Raw genomic sequence first — 22,828 nt, forward strand, 5'->3', positions numbered from 1 at the left:
GGTACGTCGAGCCGCAGCCAGGAGGCTGGAGCATGAGCATCTGGTGGTCTCTCCATTTGCGGCGCGAGGCTGCGAGCGTTCCGCTCGCCCGGCGGCTCCTGCTCGGCACCATGGAGACCGCCGGAGTCGATCCGGACACCTCCTACGACCTTTCGCTGGCACTCGGCGAAGCCTGTGCCAATGCGGTGGAGCACGCCGGAGAAGGATCCGCCGAGTTCCGGGTGACGGCCTACCTGGACGGCGAGAAGTGCCGCATCGAAGTGGCCGACTTCGGCCCCGGCTTTCCCCAGGAACCGGTCTGCGTCATCACTCCGGAACCGGTGCCCGCCGACGCCGAGAGCGGACGCGGCCTGCGTCTGATCGAGGAACTCGCCGATCATGTCCACTTCGGGAACCGGGCGGGGCGGGGCGGCGCCGTCGTGTCCTTCGACAAGAACGTGAAGTGGCGAGCGGACGCGCCTCTGGCGCTGACGACCTGAGTCCGGCCCGGCGTTTCACGTGAAACACCGGGCCGTTTCACGTGAAACGTGGGCCCGTCCCGGTCCGTTCCACGTGAAACGTCGTGGGGAACCCGCCGGGCACCGAGGTGGCCGAACCCTCCGCAGGCATCAGCCCTTCAGGCTCGCCATCCATGTCTCGACCTCGTCGGACCGGCGCGGAAGCGCCTCCGACAGGTTCCGGTTCCCGTCCTCGGTCACCAGGATGTCGTCCTCGATCCGAACGCCGATGCCCCGGTACTCCTCCGGCACGGTCAGGTCGTCCGCCTGGAAGTACAGCCCCGGCTCGACCGTCAGGCACATGCCCGGTTCCAGGGTGCCGCCCGCGTACGCCTCGGTACGTGCCGCCGCGCAGTCGTGGACGTCCATGCCGAGCATGTGACCGGTGCCGTGCAGGGTCCAGCGTCGCTGGAGACCCAGTTCCAGGACCCGCTCGACCGGTCCCTCCAGCAGACCCCACTCGACGAGCTTCCCGGCGAGCACGCGCTGCGCGGCGTCGTGGAAGTCGCGGAACGCGGCACCCGGCCTGACCGCCGCGATGCCTGCCTCCTGCGCTTCGTAGACGGCGTCGTAGATCTTCCGCTGGAGGTCGGTGAACGTGCCGGAGATCGGCAGTGTCCGGGTGACGTCCGCGGTGTACAGCTCGTTGGTCTCGACACCCGCGTCCAGCAGGAGCAGGTCGCCGGAGCGGACCGGCCCGTCGTTGCGGACCCAGTGCAGGGTGCAGGCGTGCGGACCGGCCGCGCAGATGGAGCCGTAACCGACGTCGTTGCCCTCGACGCGGGCCCGCAGGAAGAACGTGCCCTCGATGTAGCGCTCGGAGGTCGCCTCGGCCTTGTCGAGAACCCTCACGACGTCTTCGAAACCGCGCGCCGTGGAAGCACACGCCTTCTCCAGTTCGGCGATCTCGAAGTCGTCCTTGACGAGCCGCGCCTCGGAGAGGAAGACCCTGAGCTCCTCGTCCCGCTCGGCGTCGGTCCTGCCGTCGAGGATCTTCTCGACGCCCGCGTCATAGCCGCGCACGACACGCACCGGGCCGGTGGCCCCGCTCAGGCCGGGCAGCTCGCGCACATCGCGGGTGGGAATGCCGTACAGGGTGGCGGCCTCACTCAGCGAGTGGCGGCGGCCCACCCACAGCTCGCCGTGGCCGGACAGCCAGAACTCGCCGTTCTCCCGGTCGGAACGCGGCAGCAGGTACAGCGTCGCGTCATGGCCCTCGCCGCCGGCCCTCGGCTCCAGCACCAGGACACCGTCCTCGGTCTGGTTGCCGGTGAGGTACGCGTACTCGGTGGCGGCGCGGAAGCGGTACTCCGTGTCGTTCGCGCGCGTCCTCAGGTTGCCCGCGGGGATCACCAGGCGCTCGCCGGGGAAGCGGGCCGAGAGCGCGTCGCGGCGTGCGGCCGTATGGGCGGCCTGGGCGATCGGCTTCAGGTCGCGCAGCCCGGTGTCGGCCCAGCCCGACTTCATGTTCTCGGCGAGTTCGTCGGAGACGCCCGGGTACAAGCCGTTCTTGCGCTGCTCGATCGGCTCCTCACCGCTGTCCGGGGTCTGCGCAGTGAGCTCATCGGCCACGGGTCCGCCTCCTTCGGTACTGACACTGGACCCCTGCCCGAGTCGAGAGCCCGGGGTACCACCATCGTACGGGTGTGTGGGAAGACGCCCCAGGTGAGGCGGTTCGTCCGCCGTCCCGCTCCGGTCCTAGGCGAAGCAGGCGGCGAGCACGGCGACGTCCTCGCCGCCCCGCCCCCCGGCATGCACGAGGCGCAGCACGTGGTCCGCGACCTTCCCCGGGTCAGCCCGGTCGGCTCTCGGCACGCTCGCCGCCGCGGCGTGCAGCAGGACGGAGGCGCGATCGGCGGAGCCGCCGATCCGGCGCAGCAGGCCGTCCGTGTAGAGGAGCACCGTCTCCCCGGGCCGCACGTCGAACTCCACGCTCGGCGCCTCCCAGCAGGCGAGCATGCCCAGCGGTGCCGACAGGGACGTCTCGACGTACTCGGTGCGCCGGTCGCCGACGATCAGGGGCGGCGCGTGCCCCGCACCGGCCAGGGTGATCCTCCGCCGCGCCGGTTCCGCGTAGGCGAACAGGGCCGTGGCGGACCGCGCGGGTTCGGTGAGCCGCAGCAGCAGTTCCAGGTCGGACAGCACGGCGACCGGGTCCTCGCCCTCCATCACGGCGTACGCCCGGAGGGAGGCGCGCAGCCGTGCCGTCGCCGCCAAGGCGTCCGGCCCGGTGCCGGACACGGACCCCACCGCCAGGCCCAACGCGCCCTCCGGCAGCGGCAGGGCGTCGTACCAGTCGCCGCCCTGCGCCCCGGCGACGCGGCGCGCCGCCAGACGGACGCCCGGGAGGTACGGCAGCCGGACGGGCAGCAGTTCCTTGGTGAGGGCGGTGAGTTCGACGCGTCCGCGCTCCAGTTCCCGGAGCCGGGCCAGGTGCTCGGAGGCGTACCGCCCGTAGAGGCCGACGAGGTGACGGCGGTGCCCGTCGGGCTCGGCCGGCTCGTCGTACAGCCAGACGGCGGCACCCAGCCGGCCGTCCTCCTGGGCGGTGAGCGGCAGGGCGTAGCTGGCGGCGAAGCCGAGGCGGGCGGCGACCTCGCGGTGACGGGGGTCCAGGCGCTCGTCACCGGGGATGTCGGGGACGGCGACGGCGCCGGGGATGCCGNGCGGGGGGGCCACCGGGTCTGGCTCTTATACACAGGCGGTGCGTGGTCCGGGGGCGACGGCCGGGGGTCGGGGAGCGGACCGCCGGGCAGGCCGTCGAGGATGCGCCCGTGGGGGGTGGCGCTGCGGGGAAGGGTCTCGATGGTGCCGAGGTCGGCGTGGGCGAGCCCGAGCCCGACGGTGGCGGTCGGCCCCTGTCCGTCGGCCGGTTCGAGGACGGCCATGCCGCGCCGGGCTCCGACGAGGGCCGCACCGGCGCTCAGCAGTTCCCGGAGCGCCTCGTCGAGGGTGCGCGTACGGGCGAGGCGCTCGGCGAACCGGTGAAGGTCCGTCAGGTCCGACACCCGGTCCGCGAGCCCGTTCAGGTTCGGGGCATCGGGTTCACAAGCCGCAGCGGGGATACCCGGGAGGGACGAGGCAGTGTGGGCGGGGGAAGGAACCACTGAACCGATTCCGGCCACTTTCGGCAGGCGGGGGACACTCATGGCAGTCGGCTTCCCGACTGCTCCCCATCGCTCAACAGCATCGCAAACCCCCATGTCAATCCGCATGTCGTGATGCCTGCCACCGCTGCATCCAGATGTACACGTACACGTAAGGAGATGTCCAGCATTGTCCGGTGAGGGGCGTGGTGTCCGTCTGATATCGAACTTGGCTGAAAAACAGTCTCTATGGAGAGGATTTGCGGTCGACTGAGCGCGTTCGACCAGGGGTGCCGCCCCGAACGACATCCGGTGGGTCCGGGGCCGCGTCCTCGGCGGACGGGATGCGTCGTCGGGGTCGGGGAGGCCGGAGCGGTCCCGGAACTCCGCACGGGTCCTGGCGTCTTCTCCGCCGGGAGCGCACGGCCCCGGCGCGAGCGGCGTCCTGAGCACGCCGTTCTCCAGCGGCCGCTCGACGGGCCCGGCCGATGTCGGCTCCCGGCGGTATTGTCCGACCGCTCGGCATCCCTGCCGGCGGCCCGGGTGGCGCTTCGCCGCCCCGTACGCACAGTGAACTGACGCACACCTGTTGTGATGTGGACCTCGGCGTTCAACGGAAAGGAACGAGCGCTCATGCGCGAGATCCTCGGAATGCGGCGCAGGCTCCGGTTCGGGCGCAAGAAGGGACCGGCCCTCCTCGACGCGGCGCTGCACTGCGCCACCGAATGGCACTGGCCCGTGCTCCCCGGTGTGGGACTCGAAACGGCCGAGACGACCAGGACGACCAGGACGGCCTGGACGGCCTGGACGACGAAGACCGGCAAGGTGGTGGGCGGCTCCGGAGGGCCGGTGCGCGCCTGTGCCTGCCCCGACCCCGACTGCGTCGTCCCCGGCGCACACCCCTTCGACCCCGGGTTGCTCGCGGCCACCGCGGACCCCCGGATGGTGCGCTGGTGGTGGACGAACCGCCCCGACGCACCCGTGCTGCTCGCCACGGGCGGGCGCGCCCCCTGCGCGGTGAGCCTTCCGGGCACCGCCGCGGCCCGCGCCCTGACCGTCCTCGACCGGCGCGGGCTGCGGATCGGGCCCGTGGTGGCGACCCCGACGCGCTGGTCGCTGCTGGTGGCGCCGTACTCCCTGGAAAGGCTGGGTGAGCTGCTGTACGCGAAGGACTGCGTGCCGAGTTCGCTCCGTTTCCACGGCGAGGGCGGGTACCTGGTGCTGCCGCCGTCGCAGACGGGTGCGGGCGGGGTGCGCTGGGAGCGGCCGCCCGCGCCGGGCGGTTTGTGGCTCCCGGACGTGGAGGCGGTCGTGGACGCGCTGGTCGAGGCGAGCACGGGCGCCCCGGACGGCGGCAGTCGGCTGCGGTACTGAGCGGTGGCGGCACGCCGGGCCGCGGACACGAGTCGGTCCGCGGCCCGGCGGGCCACCCGTACGGAGGCGGGGCCCGTCTCGGGAGGACGGGCGCGCTTCCCCCGGGCACACGCCTCCCACCGGAATTCCGCCGTCGGGCAGCGCGGCGGGCCGGACGGGACGGCAGAGGGCCCGGCCGCGGTCCGGCTCGGCGCCGCCGCGACCACCACGCCGACTCCGGCCGCAGGACCTCCGCACGGACCCGGCCCGTCGGCGGATACGCTTCCGCATCCGCCCCGTTCGTCCCTCGCGGAACCTCCGTCCCGGCCGTACGTCCGGCTCCGCCGTTTTTCTGGCCGAAACCGACGGCAGTCCGAAGGGGTGGTCCTCATGGTGCGGTGCGGTTCCGCCCGCCATTTCCGGGCGGGGACGAGGCGCGGGCGTGCGCTTCCGCCGACGGGAGCCGGCGCGCGGGCGCGGACGGTGGCAGGCGGTACCGGGGGCGAAGCCGTGCGCTGCTCCGGGCACGGCCGGCCGCACCGCGCGCGGTCCCGTGCCGGGGGCGGCCCGGCATCCGCGAAATCCCACGTGACGGCGGTGCCGGTGAAATCGGTGACCGCGCGGCGGCCGTGGAGCCGTCGGAGCGAAGACCGGGAAAGCCGTTCGTCACCGATGCCGGGGGCGACCATCCGCAGGGGCGGACGGGCCGGGAGGAGTACCGCTATCGGAAGAACCGATCCTGCGGAAATGCAAGAACCCGACCGCTGGCGACGGGGGATGCACCAGCGGCCGGGCCTCCAGAACGGTAACAAGAGATCGGTGTTTCGCAAATTCGATCTCTCTTATTCGGACAGCCGTTTTATCGAGGGGCGGGGATTCGGCGGGGATTCGGTTCCGCAAGCCGTCGGGACCCGTCACCGGGGCGGTGCCACCGCCCGCCGGGACCTCAGCTGAGGGTGACCTGACGGTTGGTGAGCCCGCCGCGCGCCCGCCGCTCCTCCGCCGTCAGCGGCGCATCGGACGCCAGCGCCCCCGCGAGCCGCTCCGCGAACCCGGCGGCCGGCTTCTCGCAGTCCTCCGCCGTCATGCCGCTCGGCAGGTCCCACACCGGCACGACCAGGCCGTGGGCCCGGAACGACCCGACGAGACGCGTGCCCTCACCGAGCGAGGACGCCCCGGCGGCGTGCAACCGGGCGAGCGCGTCGAGCAGCTTCTCCTCCGGGTGGGGCATGACCCAGCGCAGGTGGTTCTTCTCCGGCGTCTCGCACCAGTACGCGGCCTCCGCGCCCGGCAGCCGCACCGTCGGGATCGCGGCGGTGTTGGCCCGCTCCAGCGACGCGGTGACCTCGGGTGACGCGGCTTCCGCGGACTCGGGCACCCAGAATTCGAAGCCCGTGTGGACGACCGGCTCGAATCCCGCCTCCGGGTCGAGGAGGTCCTGGAGGCGCGGCCCCTGCGCCGGCACCCGGCGCGCGGGCACCGGCGTACCGGGCTCGGCCTCCAGCGCACGCCGGAGCGTGTCCGCCAGGTCGCGGCTCAGGTCACCGGAGGACGTGTCGTTCTGCAGTGCCAGCAGTACGGAGCCGTCTTCGCGGCGCAGCGCGGGCCACGCCATCGGCAGGACGGTCGCGAGCGTGACGGACGGGACGCCCTCGGGCAGTCCGCCCTTCAGGCGCAGCGGCGCGGTCGCGGCCGGCACCAGCTCGCGCAGCGCCACCCAGTCGCACTCGCCGGCCAGACCCTCGAACGGGCGCTGCACGAGTTCGGTCACCGCGTGCGCGGCGGCCCGCCCGTGGCAGGCCTTGTAACGGCGGCCCGAACCGCACGGGCAGGGTTCGCGGGCGCCGACGACCGGTACTTCCCCGTCCGTCACCTGCGGTGCGCCGGCGGCCTTCTTCTGGGGGCGCTTCTTGGCCATGCGTGGGTCTCCCGATGGAACGCGGTCGTCTGTCGGCCGCGAGCCTAGCCGCACGGGAGGGCGGCGGGCGTCAGTCCGTGTCCTCGTACCCGCCGAGGAACCCCGCCCCGCCCGGCGGAGGCGCCGTGTTCGCGACCGCGCCCGTCCGGGAGCCCGCCCTGCCGGGCGCGCGCAGGTGGCGCGCGCCGTTCACCCGGGGGAGGGGCCCGCCGGCGGAGCCGTCGCGCCGGCCGGCGGCGCGTGCGGTGGTGCCCTCGTGGCGCGGTGGCGCCTCTCCCATGAGGGCCCACACCGTGACCTCGCCGGACGCGCTGTCGCGTACCCCCCAGTCCCGGGCGAGCGCGTCGATGATGTTGAGTCCCCGGCCGCCGCGTGCGGTGACCGAGGGCGTGGACGGGACCGGCCGGGTGGGGCCACCGCCGTCCGTCACCTCGACGGTCAGGGCACCGTGGACGTCGATCCGCCAGGCGGCCCGGACGGCTCCCTCGCCGATCCCGGCGGCGTCCAGCGGCCTGCCGTACCGGCAGGAGTTGCTGAGCAGTTCGGAGAGGACCAGCACCGCGTCGTCGACGACCGCCTCCGGGACGCCGCCGCGCCGCAGCTGCTCCCGCATGCGGCGCCTCGCCTCGCCCACGCCCGCAGGGCCGTGGGGTACGGCCATGCTCGACGACGTCGGCACTCCCTGTGCCACCACCAACGTCACCCCCGAGACCTCCTTCGCCCCACGCCACGGTGTGAATGCCCCTCCGGCCCGGGCCGGAAACCGGCCGATCCGCGCACGGCGGCACATCCGGCACGATCCGCCGCGCGCCGGGCGCACCGGAGCGCTGCCGCCGCTACCGGGGCGCGCGGCCCAGTTGGGCCAGGACCCGGCCCGGGCGGTTGGTGATGACGGCGTCCACTCCGAGGCGGGCGCAGAGGTCGACGTCCTCGGGGGCGTCGACCGTCCACACGTGGACCTGGAGCCCGGCGTCGTGGAGGCGCTGCACGTACGCGGGGTGGTTCCGGACGATCCGGATCGAGGGCCCGGCGATCCGGGCACCGCCCGGGAGGCGGCCCTCACGCGGCCGGGGCGCGACGAACTGCGTGAGGTAGACGGTCGGGAGGGCGGGCGCGAGCGCCGTGACCCGTTGCAGCGACCGGGGCGAGAAACTCATGACCCGCACGGCCGACTCGGCGGGCGCCGGAGGGTCGGCGAGGCCGAACCGGCGCAGCAGCCGGACCAGCCGTTCCTCCACCCGGCCCGCCCAGCGCGTGGGGTGCTTCGTCTCGACGGCGAGCTCGACGCGCCGGCCCGCGTCGACGACCAGCTCCAGCAACCGCTCCAGGGTGAGGACCGAGGTGTACTCGGGTCCTTCCCAGTCCGGGCTCTCGCGGCTGTCCTTCCACGAGCCGAAGTCGAGGGCGGACAGGTCGGCCAGTTCCAGGCCCGAGACGGCGCCGCGCCCGTTGGAGGTGCGGTTCACGCGGCGGTCGTGCACGCAGACCAGATGGCCGTCCGCGGTGAGCCGCACGTCGCACTCCAGGGCGTCCGCTCCGTCCTCGATCGCCTTCACGTACGCGGCGAGGGTGTGCTCGGGGGCTTCCTCGGAGGCGCCCCGGTGGGCGACGACTTGGGGGCTGTGCCTGCGTGGGTGGGTCACCGCGTCATGGTGCCACCGTTCGCCCGGCGGGTGGGGACCGGTCGGAGGCCGGCTCCGGCCGCGCGGATTCGCGTCCGGATTGTCGGAGATAAAGGAGAGGAGGCGAAGGCGCGGGTCCCGCTTACAGTGGCCTGACGAGCGGTAGGAAAAGCTGGGGGCGGAGACTGCACGGCGGGTTCGTGCCGATACGACGACGTGGATACCGAGGAGAACGAGCTGTGAGCACCGAGAACGAGGGCACTGCGGTTCCGTCCGCCCCCGACGCCCCGTCCGCGTCCGCTCCGGAGGGCGCCCCGGCGAAGCCCACGGCGTCCGCGCCCCCTCCCGGAGACGCGGGGCGGACGCCGGAGGGGACGCCGAGCGGGGCACGGGAGCAGGACCCCACCGTCCCCGCGGCAGGTCCGTCCGGGACCCCCTACCCCAAAGNCCCCACNCCCGNCCGCGCCGCCCGCCGGGCCGTACGGGACGCCGGGCGGCGCCCATGCGGCCCAGGCGTACGCCCACGGTCCGGCGGGCGGCCCCGGTGACCAGTGGCACGCGCATCCCGCCGTTCCCGCCGCGGTCCCGCCGCCGCGCAGGCGCTCCGGCGGGCTCGTCGCGACGATGCTGGCCGCCGCCCTGGTGGCCGGGGGCGTCGGCGGCGGCATCGGGTACTGGGCGGCGGAGCGCAACGACGGCGCGAGCACCTCGACGACGGTTTCCGCCGGCGACACGCCCGCGAGCTTCAAGCGCGAGCCCGGCACGGTCGCGGCGGTCGCCTCCAAGGCCCTGCCGAGCGTCGTCACGATCGAGGCGAAGGCCGCCGGTTCGGACGCCGAGGGCGGCACGGGCGGCACCGGCACGGGCTTCGTGTACGACCGGGAGGGCCACATCCTCACCAACAACCACGTGGTGGCGTCGGCGGCCGAGGCGGGCACGGTCACGGCGACCTTCTCGGACGGCAGGAGGTTCGACGCCGAGGTGGTCGGCCGGGCCCAGGGGTACGACGTGGCCGTGCTGAAGCTCCGCGACGCCCCCGAGGGTCTGACGCCCCTGCCGCTGGGCGATTCCGACAAGGTGGCCGTGGGCGACCCGACGATCGCGATCGGCGCGCCGTTCGGCCTGTCCAACACGGTGACGACCGGCATCATCAGCGCGAAGAACCGTCCGGTCGCCTCCGGCGACGGCTCCGGCGGCAAGAACTCGTACATGAGCGCCCTCCAGACGGACGCGTCGATCAACCCCGGCAACTCCGGCGGCCCCCTCCTGGACGGCCGCGGCGCGGTGATCGGCATCAACTCCGCCATCCAGTCGCCCGGTTCGGGCGGGCTCGGCCAGTCCCAGGCGGGCTCGGTGGGCCTCGGCTTCGCGATCCCGGTCAACCAGGCGAAGAACGTCGCCGAGCAGCTCATCAAGACGGGCGAACCGGTCTACCCCATGATCGGCGCGACGGTGGACATGTCGGAGGAGGGCGAGGGCGCCACGATCGTCGAGGAGGGCACGGGCGGCACGCCGTCGATCACCCCGAACGGCCCCGCGGCCAAGGCCGGTCTGCGTCCGGGCGACGTGATCACCCGCTTCGGCAACCGCATCATCGACAGCGGCCCGACGCTGATCAGCGAGATCTGGACCCACCAGCCCGGCGACACGGTGCCCCTGACGTACAAGCGCGGCGGCCAGGAGAAGCAGGTCCAGGTCACCCTCGGCGAACGCAAGGGCGACTGACCCCGCCGTTCCCTCCCGGTCCGCGGCTCCCCGGCGGGGGTCCCCGGTACGGAGCACCCGCCCGGCGCGGCGGGCGGCGGGCACCGGTCGGCGGGGGACCCGGACGGGTCCGGCGGCCGGGCCTTCCGCCCGGTGGCCGCCGNNNNCGCCGGGNCNNCCGCGGCGCGGGACCGGTCGGCGGCGCCGCGGCGGGACCGGTCGGCGGCGCCGCGGCGGGACCGGTCGGCGGCGGGGACGTGGCGCCCGTCCCCGCCGGTCAGGAACGCGCGCGGGCGGCCGGGTCGTTCAGGCAGAGCGCGATGTTGCGGACCGCGGCGGTGAGCTCCTCGATCACCCGGGCCGCCTGCTCCGCGTTGTGGAAGGCCGGGCGTTCGGCGAGGGAGAGCCCCAGTTCCTCCGCCGCCCGGAGGGCCATCCCGGCGCTCTCGGCGGCGGGGACCGCGGTGGGCGTCTCGGTCGCCGGAGCGGGTCCCGGCGCGGCCGGGTGGGTCGGTGCCGCCGGGTCCGCCGCGGGCACGCCGGAGGCCGCGGACGCCTGGTGGGCGGGCCGGTGCGCCGGCTCGGGGTCGGCCGGGACCGTGCCGTTCGGCCGGCCGTGCGGGGGGACGTCCGGCGCGTTGCGCGTCCGGGGCAGTACGAACTGCTCGAAACCCGGGAACGCCGGGGTGGCGGAGTGCCCGGAGGAACGCGGGTCGTACTCGGCCTGCCACTGCACGCGGTAGCAGTCGACCTGGTCGGCGCAGGCGGTGCGGGCGTGGAAGACGGCCGTGTCCTCCCCGAGGTCCGGGTACCAGAGGTTCGGGCCCGGGAAGCGCACGGTCCGCATGCGCGGCCTGATCGGCTCGGCGCACCCCATGCAGCAGTACTCCGGCACCATGAGCGGGATGCCGCCGTTCTGCTCCGGCCAGCGGGGGCCGCCCTCCCACCGGTACTCCCCGTGGCGGCAGGGCGGCAGCTCGCCGCAGGCCCGGCAGACGGCGTAGTGCTCGGGGAGGACCTGCCAGTCGTGGCTGGCGGGGGCGCACCAGTGCTTCGGGGTGGACCGGGGCAGGTTCTCGTTGCGCAGCACCAGGATCACCGGGCGCTTGTAGAACTCGGCCCGCTCGGGGGCCGGTTTGACCGCCTGGTTGTTGGCCCGCCGCAGCTCGTTGGCGTGCCACCACAGCTCCACGTGGTCGCGCCACGCCTTCTCGTAGGAGTCCGGCCACCGGTCGCCGGTATAGCCGTTGATCTCCAGGATCCGCCACGCCTGCCGGTCGAGTACCACGATGGAGCCGGCCCGCAGTCGCATGTGCGTTCCGTTGTCACCCTCGTCCGGCCAGTCGTGCCGGCCGATACGGGTGGGCTGGTCTGGGAGCCACCTGCGAACCTGCATGTCATGCTCCTCGGCAACGAAACTTCATAGTTTCAACTGGGGCAGTTGGCAACATTCTGAACAATCAGGACGTTTACGCCCGTGTAGACACGCGCACGCTGCTGGTCGAAGACGACCGGAAAGATGTTTCAGGGTGTCGCTTCTTTTCGGAAACGCCTTTGTTCCGAGGGTTTTTCACTCCTTGAGCGCTCATCGGACCTGATCCGCGGCAACCTTCGGGAAGGCGGCCCCCTACCCCGCTCCCCGGGCCCGACGCTCACCCGTACGCATGATGCTGCTTCGTGTACCGCCACCCCGTACGTGTGCATCGACCCGTGTGTTCGCCCCGGAACGCCGGATAGCGGCATGCCCGCGGCCTGCGGACGTGGTAGCNGGGGGGGTCGGGCCTGTCTCCTATACACATCATACGACGGGTGGGGGTGGCGGGGCGCCGCCGCCTCCCATGACCACTGCCGCCGTCGTCCGTCACGTTCGCTGCTGCCGGACCGGGGGACAGCTCAGGTCGGTAACGAGGGGCGGTGAGGAGCCGTCGTGTCGCACCTCGCGTGCCTACCCCCGTTCGTTCCACGGGGCCGTGCCCGCGTCGGCCGCGGGTCCCGCGGTGGCCGTCTCGTCCGGCTCCGTTCCTGGGGCCCCTCCTGCGGCCACGGGCCCGGCGGACGTTCTCGCCGTGGGGCGGAGGGAGGAAACGGGCGTGGAACATGTCATAGGAGAGGTCCCGCTCCACGGGCCTCGGAAGCCGGCGTATCCCTGGGTCCCGGATGCGGCGTGTTCGCTCGATGCCGCTTTCTTTTCGGTTTCGACCGGCACTGATCCACGGATCGAGCCCGGGCGGATGTGCCGACGCGCGGAAGCCATAGGACGCCATGGACGCGGAGCCCGTGGGAGCGATCGGGGCACAGGGCTGTGAACCTCGGTGGTCGGCGGATGCGGGGGAGACCGCCGAGGCGTGCCGGCGGCGGATGGGGAACGTCCCGCCCGGTGACGCACCCGGAGCGGGGGTGTGTGCCGCCGCATCGGTTACGAGCCGTTCCGGCGCAGGACGCTCGGGTCGCGTGATGCCCACTTCCGGCCGAGGGGCACACGGCGGCCCTCCCCACCTCGGAGACGCACCTCGGCCACGAGGCACGGTGGCGAACCGTCCCCGTGAGGTCAACAGGATTCCCGCGCAGGGAAGTTCGCCGCGGCTCCCTGGCACCCCGCGCCACTGCTCCCCGGGCCCCCTCACCCCGTTCCTCACGCCGACCGGTGCGCGCCCACGCCCGCCGGGCAGCCGGTAGTCTGTAGCCCGCTCCGCAGCGACACGGGGCGAAGGTGGGTTGCCCGAGCGGCCTAAGGGAACGGTCTTGAAAACCGTCGTGGCGCGAGTCACCGTGGGTTCAAATCCCACACCCACCGCCCTGCGCATGGCCCTCGACCGGTCGAATGGTCCGGGGGCCATGCGCATGTCCGGACAGCGTGACGGTCCGATGCGCCGCGTGACTTCCCGTTGGACCAGGCAGGTGAGGGGTGCGGTGATTGCCGGGGGGCTGAGTCTCCTTGCCCTGCTGTTTCGGCCGGAGTGTGGCCCCCATCGGAGGTCCGGCCGGTGACGGGTCTGGGCGGATGAGCCGTTCCGTCGTCTTCGGCGCGGCTTCCGTTGCGTTCTGGTTCTGCTGCCCGTTCTGGATGCTCGTCTGGGCGCTGGCCCTGCCGCTCGGCTTCACGGGCCTCGTCCTGGGTGCCGTCGAATACCGCGCTGCCGCACGGCAGGGCGTCAGCCGTGCGCAGCCCCTGGCCGGTCTGGCGCTCTCGTCCCTGGGTACGGCGGCGGCCGTTGCGTACGCGCTCTTCGTATCCGCCCATCCGGACCTGCCGATTCAGGAGTAGGCCGGCGGAACGGCCTCGGAGTGGAACTGCTCCGGGGTGAGTGATCATGATCCCGCGGGGTTCCGGTAGGGCTTCGTCCCGAGGTGCGGGGCGAGGCGGGGATCCGGTGGCACGTACAACAGCGCGGGAGGTTCCGCGTCCCGCCCGTGCTCCGGGACTCGGGTCGTACGGCCGCCTCCTCCCCCCACAGGAGGTGGGGCCCGCGCCACCCCTACGACCTGAGGGGGACACCGTTTCGGGACCTGGGGGCGATCCCCCGGCGGGCGCCCGCTCCTAGCGTGGTCGCATGACCGCGACTACTGGCTCCTTCTGCGCCGGAGCCCGCACGGCCACCACCGCTTATCCGTCCTTCTCCTCCTACGTGCGGGCACGGGGACCACTCCTGCTGCGTACCGCCCGTTCGCTCACCGCCAACCCGAGCGATGCCGAGGACCTGTTGCAGACCGCCCTCACCAAGACGTACGTGGCCTGGGAGCGCATCGAGGACCACCGTGCCCTCGACGGCTATGTGCGCCGCGCCCTCATCAACACGCGTACGTCGCAGTGGCGCAAACGCAAGGTGGACGAGTTCGCATGTGACGAGCTGCCCGAGCCGTACGGCGCGCCGGGGTCCGACCCGGCCGAGCGGCAGGCCCTGCACGACGCGATGTGGCGCGCGGTCATGCGGCTCCCCGACCGGCAGCGCGCCATGGTCGTCCTCCGGTACTACGAGGACCTCAGCGAGGTGCAGACGGCGGCGGTGCTCGGGGTTTCCGTGGGCACGGTCAAGAGCGCCGTCTCCCGTGCGCTCCGCAAGCTCCGGGAGGATCCGGATCTCACGCCGGCACGGTGAGGAGAGCGGCGTCCGTGCGGAGACGGAGACGCGGTGGACCGGGTGCCCGTGCGCGTCGTTTCACGTGAAACCGCGTTCTCCCGGATGACCGGGTGCCCGCGCGGGGGTTTCACGTGAAACCGCGTTCCCACGGATAGTGACACGGCGCTCGGTACGTGCGCAGAATCGCCGGATCGCATCGCCGCGTGGCGAGCGCCCATCTGGAGGACGCCGTGCTGAGCACCATGCAGGACGTACCGCTGACTGTCACCCGTCTCCTCCGTCACGGGATGACGATCCACGGGAAGTCGGAGATCACCACCTGGACCGGAGGGCCGGAACCGCGCCGCCGCAGCTTCGCCGAAGCCGGCGTCCGGGCCTCACGGCTGGCCGGCGCCCTGCGCGACGAACTCGGGGTCGTCGGTGACGACCGGGTCGCGACCTTCATGTGGAACAACGCCGAACACGTCGAGGCGTACCTGGCGGTTCCCGCCATGGGCGCCGTCCTGCACACGCTCAACCTGCGCCTGCCCGCCGAGCAGCTGATCTGGATCGTCAACCACGCCGCCGACCGGGTGGTCCTGGTCGACGGATCCCTCCTGCCCCTCCTCGCACCGCTCCTGCCGCACCTGCCGACGGTCGGGCACGTCGTCGTCTCCGGCCCCGGTGACCGCTCCGTCCTCGACGGCTCCGCTCCGCGCGTGCACGACTACGAGGAACTGATAGCGGGCCGTCCGGACGCCTTCGACTGGCCGGAGCTGGACGAGCGCAGGGCGGCAGCCATGTGCTACACCTCCGGCACCACCGGGGACCCCAAGGGCGTCGTCTACTCCCACCGCTCCGTCTACCTGCACTCGATGCAGGTGAACATGTCCGAATCCATGGGCCTCACCGACCGCGACACGACCCTCGTCGTCGTCCCGCAGTTCCACGTGAACGCCTGGGGCCTGCCGCACGCCGCCTTCATGAGCGGGGCGAACATGCTGATGCCGGACCGCTTCCTCCAGCCCGCCCCGCTCGCCGAGATGATCGAGAAGGAGCGGCCCACGCACGCCGCCGCCGTCCCCACCATCTGGCAGGGTCTCCTCGCCGAGGTGACGGCGCGCCCCCGCGACCTCTCCTCCCTGGCCGACGTCACCATCGGAGGCGCCGCCTGTCCGCCCTCCCTCATGGAGGCGTACGACGGACTGGGCGTCCGCGTCTGCCACGCATGGGGCATGACGGAGACCTCCCCGCTCGGCACCATGGCGTTCCCGCCGGCCGGCCTGTCCGACGAGGAGGCGTGGCCGTACCGCGTCACACAGGGCCGTTTCCCGGCCGGTGTCGAGGCGCGGCTGACAGGTCCGGCGGGCGAGGTGCTGCCGTGGGACGGGGAGTCGGCCGGTGAGCTGGAGGTCCGCGGCCCGTGGATCGCGGGCGCCTACTACGGCGGTGCGACGGGCGAGCCGCTGCGCCCCGGGGACAGGTTCAGCGAGGACGGCTGGCTGAAGACCGGGGACATCGGCATCATCAGCCCCGACGGGTACCTCACCCTCACGGACCGGGCGAAGGACGTCATCAAGTCCGGCGGTGAGTGGATCTCGTCGGTCGAGCTGGAGAACGCCCTGATGGGCCACCCGGACGTCGCCGAGGCCGCCGTCGTGGCCGTCCCGGACGAGCGGTGGGGCGAGCGCCCGCTCGCGACGGTCGTCCTCAAGGAGGGCGCGGCCCCCGATCACGAGGCGCTGCGCGCGTTCCTGGCCGATTCGGGCGTCGCCGCATGGCAGCTGCCGGAACGCTGGGCGGTCGTCCCCGCGGTGCCGAAGACGAGCGTCGGCAAGTTCGACAAGAAGGTGATCCGCAAGCAGTACGCGGACGGCGAACTGGACGTCACCCGGCTCTGACCGGCCGGCCCGCCACATGAGGCGGGACTCGTCGGGTCAGTTGGTGCCGATCTTCGCGAGGAGGTCGACGATCCGTGACTGCACCTCGGGGTGGGTGGACCGCTCGGCCAGGAACAACACGGTCTCCCCCGACGCCAGTCGCGGCAGGTCCGCCTCGTCGAGGTCGGCCGAGGTGTAGACGACGAGCGGTGTGCGGTTCAGGTGGCCGTTGGCGCGCAGCCAGTCGATGATCCCGGCCCGTCGGCGCCGCACCTGCATCAGGTCCATGACGACGAGGTTCGGCGGCAGCTGTGTGGCGAGGGCGACCGCCTCGCCGTCCACCGCCGCCCGCTGCACCTGCATGCCGCGCCGCTCCAGGGCGCCCGCCAACGCGTGCGCGATCTCGTCGTGTTCCTCGATCAGCAGGACCCGCGACGGGTGCTGCTCGCTGTCGCGCGGCGCCAGCGCCTTGAGGAGTACGGCGGGATCGGCGCCGTAGGCGGCCTCGCGGCTGGCCTGGCCGAGTCCGGCCGCCAGCAGCACGGGCACCTCGGCGGCGACCGCCGCCTGGCGCAGCGACTGGAGGGCGGTGCGGGTGATGGGCCCGGTCAGCGGGTCCACGAACAACGCCGCGGGGAACGCCGCGATCTGAGCGTCGACCTCCTCGCGGGAGTGCACGATCACCGGCCGGTAGCCGCGGTCGGTCAGCGCCTGCTGCGTGGCGACGTCCGGCGCCGGCCAGACGAGGAGGCGGCGGGGATTGTCCAGCGGCTCGGGCGGCATCTCGTCGTCGACGGGCTGCGGCTGCGGTTCGTTGGCGACCTCGACGGCGCCACCCGGCCCGTCCAGCGGTTCGGGGCCCTCGTCCGCGCCCTCGTCCGGTGCCCCTATCTCGTAGGCGCGTCCCTCGGCGGGGGCGCCGAGGCGCTGGGGAGCGGGGGACNGGGGTGACGCCGGCGCGGCTCCGGTCGCGGGCGTTCCGGCGGCCACCGCGTCGGGCTGCGGATCGGTCTCCGGGGGCGCGGCCAGTTTGCGGCGGCGTNANCCNGAGCCGGTGGCGGCGCTCTGGGCGGGCGGGTGCTGGGCCGCGGCGCCCGGCTGCGCGAAGGGCACGCCCTGGCCGAGGGTGCGGACGCTGAAGGCCCGGCCCTGCGTGGACCCGGGGGNGCCGGCGGGGGGTGCGGGCTGNNNGCCGGGGGGCACCGGAACGGCTCCGGTCGGCGGCACGGGCGCGTCACCGGATCCGGGAGCGGCGGGTGCGGCCGTGGGCACGGGCGCACCCGGAACACCGGGCGGCACCGGGGCACCGACGGCACCGGAGCCCGCCGCGGCACCGGCCCCGCCCGGGGGCGGAACGGCGCCCGGCGGTACCGGAAGGGGGCGGGGCGGCGTGCGGTGGACGCCCGGTGCCGTGTGCCCGGTGTCGTGGCGGGCGTCCTCGGCCGGAGCGCCCGGGCCGGACGGCGCGGGCCGGGCGCGGTCCGCCTCCGCCGGGGGCAGGGCGAAGGCCGGACGCGCCGCGCCTCCGTCGGCGGCCCCGGTGCGGTTCTGACCCACGGCGAGTGCCCGGCGCGCGCGGCGTCCCGCGGGCGACTGCGCCGGTACCGGAGCGGGTGGCAGCGCCGGCACGGCGTCACCCGCCGGAGCGACGCCCTGCGGCGGGACGGTGTCCCCGAGCGCCGCCCGACGGGGCTGCGCCGATTCGGCGGCCATCACGACGGAACCTTCCGCCGGTACGGCCTCGGCCGGACTGGGCCGTCCGCGACGGCGCCCGGTCGGCTCGGGGCTCCCGGAACCCTGCGCGGGCACGAGCGCCTGCTCTCCCGTGTCGCCCGTGGGCGCGGCGGCGCGGCGGCGTCCGGTCGGCGGCGCCGCCACGGGGTCCTCGGCACGTACCGGGCTGTCGAGGAACGCGTCCGTCGAGGAACGCCGCGCCCGTCGGCGCCCCCCGCTCGCGGCGGTGTCGCCGGGCACGGAGTCCGGCCCGGGGGCGCCGCCCTGCTCCGGCTGCCGGGCGGGCAGCGCCACGGCCCCCGTCCCGCCCGCGGTCCGCTCCGACCCGGTGGCGGCGTCGCCCTCCTCCTCGGGAGAGGCCGGTGCGTCGGCTCCCCTCCCCGCGCCCAGCGGCACCTCCAGGACGTACGCGCTGCCGCCCGTGCCGGGCACTTCGTGGGTTTGGAGGACACCACCGTGGGCGCGCACGATCCCGCGCACGATCGGTTCGTGCACCGGGTCGCCGCCCGTGTACGGCCCGCGTACCTCGATCCGTACGACCTCACCGCGCTGCGCCGCGGCCACCACGATCGTCGAGCCGGCGTAGCCGCCGTCCGGCACGACGCGCTTGCCCGTGGAGTCGACGCCCGCGACATCGGCGATCAGGTGCGCCAGGGCGGTCGCCAGGCGTGCGCCGTCGATCTCCGCCTCGATCGGCGGGGCGTGCACCGCGAACTGCACGCGCCCCGGACCGATCAGCTCGACCGCGCCGTCGACACCGCCCGCCACGACCGCGTCGAGCAGCACCGGCTCCTTGCGGAGCTCCTCCTCGCCCACGTCCAGCCGCTGGAAGCCGAGGACGTTGTCGACGAGGGTCGTCATCCGGGCGTACCCGGCGGCCAGGTGGTGGAGGATCTGGTTGGCCTCGGGCCACAGCTGCCCGGCGGGATCCGCGGCGAGCGTGCCGAGCTCGCGCCGCAGCTCCTCCAGCGGTCCGCGCAGCGACTCGCCCAGGACGGCGGCGAGCTGGGCGTGCCGTCCGGCGAGCGAGGCGTACCGCTTCCCGGCGTCGGCGAGCCGCTCCTCGTACGCGTCGATCTCCGCCCGGTGCTTCTCGGCGGTCTCCGCCGCCTCCGCGGCGTGCTCCTCCCGGAGCGCGGCGACCCGCTCGGCGTGCTCCTCGGCGAGCTGTTCGTACGGCCGCCGGTCCGCGAACGTCATGACGGCGCCGACGAGCTGGTCCCCGTCCCGCACGGGAGCGGTCGTCAGGTCCACCGGCACGGCGGAACCGTCCTTCGCCCAGACCACCTGCCCCCGGACGCGGTGCTTCCGCCCCGAGCGCAGCGTGTCCGCGAGCGGCGACTCGTCGTACGGGAAGGGCTCGCCGTCCGCACGCGAGTGCAGCATCAGCGGGTGGAGCTCCTTGCCGCCCAGGTCGCTGGCGCGCCAGCCCAGCATCTGGGCGGCTGCGGGATTGACCAGGACGATGCGCCCGTCCGTGTCCGTGCCGACGACGCCCTCGGAGGCGGCGCGCAGGATCATCTCGGTCTGGCGCCGCGAACGGGCCAGCTCGGCCTCGGTGTCGATGGTCCCGGAGAGGTCGCGGACGACGATCATCAGGAGTTCGTGGCCGCTGTACGAGCTGGGGCCGTACGAGTCGTACGCCTCGCAGCCGTCCTCCAGGCCGGCGCTGGTGACCTCGACGGGGAACTCGCTCCCGTCCGTCCGCCGGGCCACCATGCGGGCCGGTTTCGTCCGGCCCAGCCGGTCCACGGCCTCGGGGCGCCGCATGGAGCCGGGGATGAGGCGCGAGTCGAACGAGGGCAGCAGGTCCAACAGGCCGCGCCCCACCAGCGCCGTGCCGGGCGTCTCGAACATTTCGAGCGCGATGGTGTTGGCGTTGACGACCGTGCCGTTGGTGTTGACGAGGACGAGCCCGTCGGGCAGGGCGTCGAGTATGGCTGCGAGGCGAGCAGCGCCTCGGGATGGCCTGCTGCTCACGACGACGCTTCCTCCCACTTGCCTACTGCCGCTTACGGATATGGAGTCTAAGGGCTGGGGATGCACGCGGAGCGGCGGATGAGGGGGAGCTCTGCGTGGGGTTGTGTGCGCGTGGCGTGCACCCCCTGCCCGTAGCCGCTGGTGAACGCGTTGCGGTACTACGAGCGCGCCATCGGGAGCACGGGCTGGAGATTCTTCCAGCGGGCGATCTCACAGCCGTTCGCCCGGGAGAAGTGCGCGTCGACCTTCCGGCCGTGCCAGGTGCCGGTGACGTGGGCGGTGGCCGGGCCGCCGTGCTGCTGGGTGCACATCCGGCCCTGCGGGACGGGCGCGAACGGGTCCCGGCCGTTCTCGGACAGCGCCTCCAGCCGTGCGCAGGCGCGGCTCGCGCGCGGGTGGGTGCCGCTGCCCCGGTCGTCGTCGCACTCCAGCCTGAACGTTCCGTCGGCGGCGGGGTTCCCGGACCGCTCCACGGTGATCGTCAGGGAGTCNGGGGCGGCGAGCAGCGGGGGCAGCTGGGGCNGNGGNNNNCGGCAGGGGGGCGGCCGCGGCGAGGGGCGTACCGACGCCGAGGGCGACGGCGGAGGCGACGGAGGTCAGGACGAGGCGGCGCAGCATGTGCACTCCAAGGCTCGGGAACCGTACGGGGGCGCCGAGCGACCGGCTCCCCACTCCTCTAACGCCGAACCGGCCGCCGCGTTGCGCAGCCGAAAGCCTTTGCCGTGCGGCCCGGGCGCCTAGTACCGTGGACGGCGATTGGTGGCGCGGCCCCGTACTGTGTCATCATCTGCACGCACCACACGCGTGAGCGGGTGCGCTGGAGGCGTCGCCTAGTCCGGTCTATGGCGCCGCACTGCTAATGCGGTTTGGGCCTTAAAGCCCATCGAGGGTTCAAATCCCTCCGCCTCCGCCCCACGGAAGCCCCGGCCCGACGGCCGGGGCTTCCGCCGTTCCCCGGTCCTTTTGGAGAACCCGAAGGTCGAGCGGGTTGTTTGTCCGGTTTTGCAGGGGTTCGGCCAATGGATTTCGCGTCGCGGCGCAGGTCATGTAATGTTGTTCTCGCAACGCCGACCGGGCCGAAAAGCCCGGGAGGAAGCCAGAGAGTAAGATCACTGGCAGGCACTCGTAGCTTAACGGATAGAGCATCTGACTACGGATCAGAAGGTTGCAGGTTCGAATCCTGCCGAGTGCACACAGCTGAGAGGCCCGGACGAGAGTCCGGGCCTCTTGCGTTGCCGGGCCGTACGGCAGCGAAGTACAGCAACCAGCTTCAGCCGGCCCTGTTGCCCACCGCGCCGGAGAGCCGGCCGATCGCCGCCCGCACCTCCTCGCCGCTCGCCGCGGCGTACACCTCCATGGTCATCGCGGTCCGGGAGTGCCGCGGGATGCGCTGCGCCACCTCGGGGTGGACCTTGAGGGCGACCAGGGGTGAGTCGCACGTGTGGCGGGTGTTCCGGAGCGGGAGCTCCGCAGGCCGGTGCGGCGGGCCCGCAGTGCGAACACGCGGGTCAGGTCGTCCGGATCGGTCGGCGCCCCGTACGTCGTGGTGAAGTCGGCGTCCCGTACGTCGTCGTGAAGTCGGCGTCCCGTACGTCATCGTGGAGATCGGATGGTGGCTGTGCTGCCACAGGACTCCGGCCGCCTCCCGGCCCCCGGTCCGCCGGGCCCGACGCGTTCGGAACGCCCTGGGGCAGAGCGCCGGCAGCGAGGGGGAGGCGTCGGAGTCCCCGGTCCTGGTCTCGTGGTGGAGGATCTGCCGTCCGGCCCGTGGATCCGGTGATCCGCGTACAGCCCGCCGGTGTCGAAGTCGATCGACTTCCATGTGAGGCCCGGGGCGCAGCACGGCAGGAGCCCCCGGACCGCGGACGGCGGGTCGTCGCGGTCGGCGGCGTCCGCGGGGAACCGGCCGGCGAGACGCCGACCGTCTACCGCGGCGACAGCCGACGAACGAGTACGAGGCGCTGCGGCTCGCCGCGGTGATGCGGCCTGCGGTCACGGCCCTTCGGAGCCGGCCCGGGCGATGACCGCCTCGCGCAGGGCGGCGGGGTCGACCCGGAAGGCGGCCAGGACCTTCAGGGCGTGACCCTCGGGCACGGTCAGCAGGCCGAGCAGGATGTGTTCCGTGCCGAACCTGTCGCGACCCAGTGCCCGAGCCTCGCTCAGGGTGTTCTCCAGCGCCCGGCGGGCCTCGGGGGTGTAGGCCGGCCGGGGGAACCGGAAGGCGCCGGGTCCGAAGGAGGTGTCGGCCCGGCGCTGGATCTCCGCGACGTCGATGCCGATCGACGACAGGGCGTCGCGTGCGGGCTGCCCGCCCGCAGCGACGATCCCAGCCGCCTCCAGGACGCGGGCGGTCTCCTGCCGGGCCTGCGTCAAGTCGACGTTCTGCCCGCGCAGCACACCGGCGGCCGTCCCGTCCGCCGCGGCGATCAGGCCGAGCAGGAGGTGCTCGGTGCCGATGAAGTCGTGCCCCAGGGCGATCGCCTCGTCCTGGGAGGCCACCACGGCCTGCTTGCCGTGATCGGTGAAGAACTCGAACACTGCTACTCCTCCATGCCCATGGCCTTGCGCCTGCCCGCGTGCTTCTCGTGCACCGACTGCCTGCTGACGTCCAGGTGCGTGGCGATGCTCTGCCACGACCAGCCCTGCTGCCGGGCGTTGTCGACGTGCAGCCGCTCCAGTTCCTCCAGGAGGCGGCGCAACGCGACGACGGCCTGCAAACCGACGGCGGGGTCCTTGTCGGTGACCATTCCGGCCAGCGAGGCGGGGGTCTCCTCAGCTCCCATGTCTGTCAGGCTGCCCTGACACGACATCCTTGTCAAGGAATCCTGACACCGGCCGTGCCGACGGCCGGCCTCGCGAGTGCCGGCCCCGTCCCTCCGGTGCGGCGTGGTGCCCGGCCCTCCTCCGGTCGCCGGTGTGCGGAACCGCCGAAACCGCCGCCACCCGCCCGCCGGCCGCCGGTGGGCAGGACGTTCGGCGGTGTCGCCCCGACCGGT

The 22,828-nt window shown here is 73.6% G+C and carries 16 protein-coding genes, 3 tRNA genes and 3 pseudogenes; 9 read left to right on the forward strand and 13 right to left on the reverse strand.

The genetic code is table 11. From position 1 onward, the window contains the following. Nucleotides 1-32: 32 nt before the first annotated feature. On the forward strand, nt 33-479 hold the full coding sequence (locus MW084_RS14330) for an ATP-binding protein (RefSeq protein WP_029553224.1): 447 nt from the start codon (nt 33-35) through the stop codon (nt 477-479). Nucleotides 480-608: 129 nt separating this feature from the next. Here MW084_RS14330 and MW084_RS14335 read toward each other — a convergent pair whose 3' ends face one another. The 3 genes and pseudogenes from MW084_RS14335 to MW084_RS14345 all read right to left on the reverse strand — a co-directional run. Next, complete coding sequence (locus tag MW084_RS14335) at nt 609-2,069, reverse strand: aminopeptidase P family protein (RefSeq protein ID WP_010467916.1); 1,461 nt, start codon at nt 2,067-2,069, stop codon at nt 609-611. A gap of 126 nt (nt 2,070-2,195) precedes the next feature. After that, nucleotides 2,196-3,162 (reverse strand): PP2C family protein-serine/threonine phosphatase (locus MW084_RS14340; RefSeq protein ID WP_275563623.1); only part of this gene is annotated, 967 nt, incomplete at its 5' end. A gap of 1 nt (nt 3,163) precedes the next feature. Further along, nucleotides 3,164-3,646 (reverse strand): annotated as a pseudogene (locus MW084_RS14345) (hypothetical protein); the annotation flags it as partial. A 570-nt stretch (nt 3,647-4,216) separates the two neighbouring features. Between MW084_RS14345 and MW084_RS14350 the strand changes: the two are divergent. Beyond that, nucleotides 4,217-4,957 carry a bifunctional DNA primase/polymerase gene (locus tag MW084_RS14350; protein ID WP_010467920.1) on the forward strand — a complete coding sequence of 247 codons (741 nt, stop codon included), beginning with the start codon at nt 4,217-4,219 and terminating at the stop codon, nt 4,955-4,957. Nucleotides 4,958-5,882: 925 nt separating this feature from the next. Here the strand turns inward: MW084_RS14350 and MW084_RS14355 are convergent. The 3 genes from MW084_RS14355 to MW084_RS14365 all read right to left on the reverse strand — a co-directional run bounded on the left by MW084_RS14355 (nt 5,883) and on the right by MW084_RS14365 (nt 8,497). Then, nucleotides 5,883-6,854 carry a DUF5926 family protein gene (locus MW084_RS14355; RefSeq protein WP_010467923.1) on the reverse strand — a complete coding sequence of 324 codons (972 nt, stop codon included), beginning with the start codon at nt 6,852-6,854 and terminating at the stop codon, nt 5,883-5,885. Nucleotides 6,855-6,924: 70 nt separating this feature from the next. Then, on the reverse strand, nt 6,925-7,644 hold the full coding sequence (locus MW084_RS14360) for an ATP-binding protein (RefSeq protein ID WP_078571294.1): 720 nt from the start codon (nt 7,642-7,644) through the stop codon (nt 6,925-6,927). Nucleotides 7,645-7,690: 46 nt separating this feature from the next. Continuing rightward, entirely contained in the window at nt 7,691-8,497 is an 807-nt protein-coding gene (locus tag MW084_RS14365) for a glycerophosphodiester phosphodiesterase (protein ID WP_010467927.1), read from the reverse strand. A gap of 439 nt (nt 8,498-8,936) precedes the next feature. Here MW084_RS14365 and MW084_RS14370 point away from each other — a divergent pair. Further along, nucleotides 8,937-10,201: pseudogene (locus tag MW084_RS14370) on the forward strand (S1C family serine protease); the annotation flags it as partial. Nucleotides 10,202-10,457: 256 nt separating this feature from the next. On the opposite strand, the gene MW084_RS14375 reads toward MW084_RS14370, so the two are convergent. Continuing rightward, the gene (locus tag MW084_RS14375; protein WP_010467931.1) at nt 10,458-11,576 is read right to left on the reverse strand and encodes a hypothetical protein; all 1,119 of its coding nucleotides are present in this window, start codon (nt 11,574-11,576) and stop codon (nt 10,458-10,460) included. Nucleotides 11,577-12,889: 1,313 nt separating this feature from the next. On the opposite strand from MW084_RS14375, the gene MW084_RS14380 reads away from it, so the two are divergent. From MW084_RS14380 to MW084_RS14395, 4 genes are all read left to right on the forward strand, one after another. After that, nucleotides 12,890-12,974, forward strand: a tRNA-Ser gene (locus MW084_RS14380). A 207-nt stretch (nt 12,975-13,181) separates the two neighbouring features. Continuing rightward, a complete protein-coding gene (locus tag MW084_RS14385; protein WP_010467933.1) occupies nt 13,182-13,445 on the forward strand; it encodes a hypothetical protein in 264 nt (87 codons plus the stop codon). Nucleotides 13,446-13,731: 286 nt separating this feature from the next. After that, on the forward strand, nt 13,732-14,277 hold the full coding sequence (locus MW084_RS14390; protein ID WP_029553225.1) for a SigE family RNA polymerase sigma factor: 546 nt from the start codon (nt 13,732-13,734) through the stop codon (nt 14,275-14,277). Between the two features lie 212 nt (nt 14,278-14,489). Further along, nucleotides 14,490-16,139 carry a long-chain fatty acid--CoA ligase gene (locus MW084_RS14395; protein ID WP_010467937.1) on the forward strand — a complete coding sequence of 550 codons (1,650 nt, stop codon included), beginning with the start codon at nt 14,490-14,492 and terminating at the stop codon, nt 16,137-16,139. Nucleotides 16,140-16,175: 36 nt separating this feature from the next. Here the strand turns inward: MW084_RS14395 and MW084_RS14400 are convergent. The 3 genes and pseudogenes from MW084_RS14400 to MW084_RS14410 all read right to left on the reverse strand — a co-directional run. Next, the coding region (locus tag MW084_RS14400) for a response regulator transcription factor (RefSeq protein ID WP_476718371.1) at nt 16,176-17,061 on the reverse strand (886 nt) is incomplete at its 5' end. Nucleotides 17,062-17,309: 248 nt separating this feature from the next. Then, nucleotides 17,310-19,832 (reverse strand): annotated as a pseudogene (locus MW084_RS14405) (PAS domain-containing protein); the annotation flags it as partial. A 158-nt stretch (nt 19,833-19,990) separates the two neighbouring features. Beyond that, on the reverse strand, nt 19,991-20,323 hold a 333-nt coding region (locus MW084_RS14410), incomplete at its 5' end, for an SSI family serine proteinase inhibitor (protein ID WP_275563624.1). 328 nt (nt 20,324-20,651) lie between these two features. Here MW084_RS14410 and MW084_RS14415 point away from each other — a divergent pair. Next, nucleotides 20,652-20,742: transfer RNA gene (locus MW084_RS14415), tRNA-Ser, on the forward strand. 209 nt (nt 20,743-20,951) lie between these two features. After that, nucleotides 20,952-21,024 (forward strand) — tRNA-Arg (locus MW084_RS14420). Between the two features lie 78 nt (nt 21,025-21,102). Here the strand turns inward: MW084_RS14420 and MW084_RS14425 are convergent. The 3 genes from MW084_RS14425 to MW084_RS14435 form a co-directional block, all read right to left on the reverse strand. Further along, nucleotides 21,103-21,231 carry a hypothetical protein gene (locus MW084_RS14425; protein ID WP_010467944.1) on the reverse strand — a complete coding sequence of 43 codons (129 nt, stop codon included), beginning with the start codon at nt 21,229-21,231 and terminating at the stop codon, nt 21,103-21,105. Between the two features lie 593 nt (nt 21,232-21,824). Next, nucleotides 21,825-22,370: a Clp protease N-terminal domain-containing protein gene (locus MW084_RS14430; protein ID WP_010467946.1), complete on the reverse strand. Its 546-nt coding sequence runs from the start codon at nt 22,368-22,370 to the stop codon at nt 21,825-21,827. A 2-nt stretch (nt 22,371-22,372) separates the two neighbouring features. After that, a complete protein-coding gene (locus tag MW084_RS14435; protein ID WP_050986697.1) occupies nt 22,373-22,615 on the reverse strand; it encodes a hypothetical protein in 243 nt (80 codons plus the stop codon). Nucleotides 22,616-22,828: the final 213 nt, after the last annotated feature.

Source organism: Streptomyces sudanensis (genome assembly GCF_023614315.1).
GTDB lineage: Bacteria > Actinomycetota > Actinomycetes > Streptomycetales > Streptomycetaceae > Streptomyces > Streptomyces sudanensis.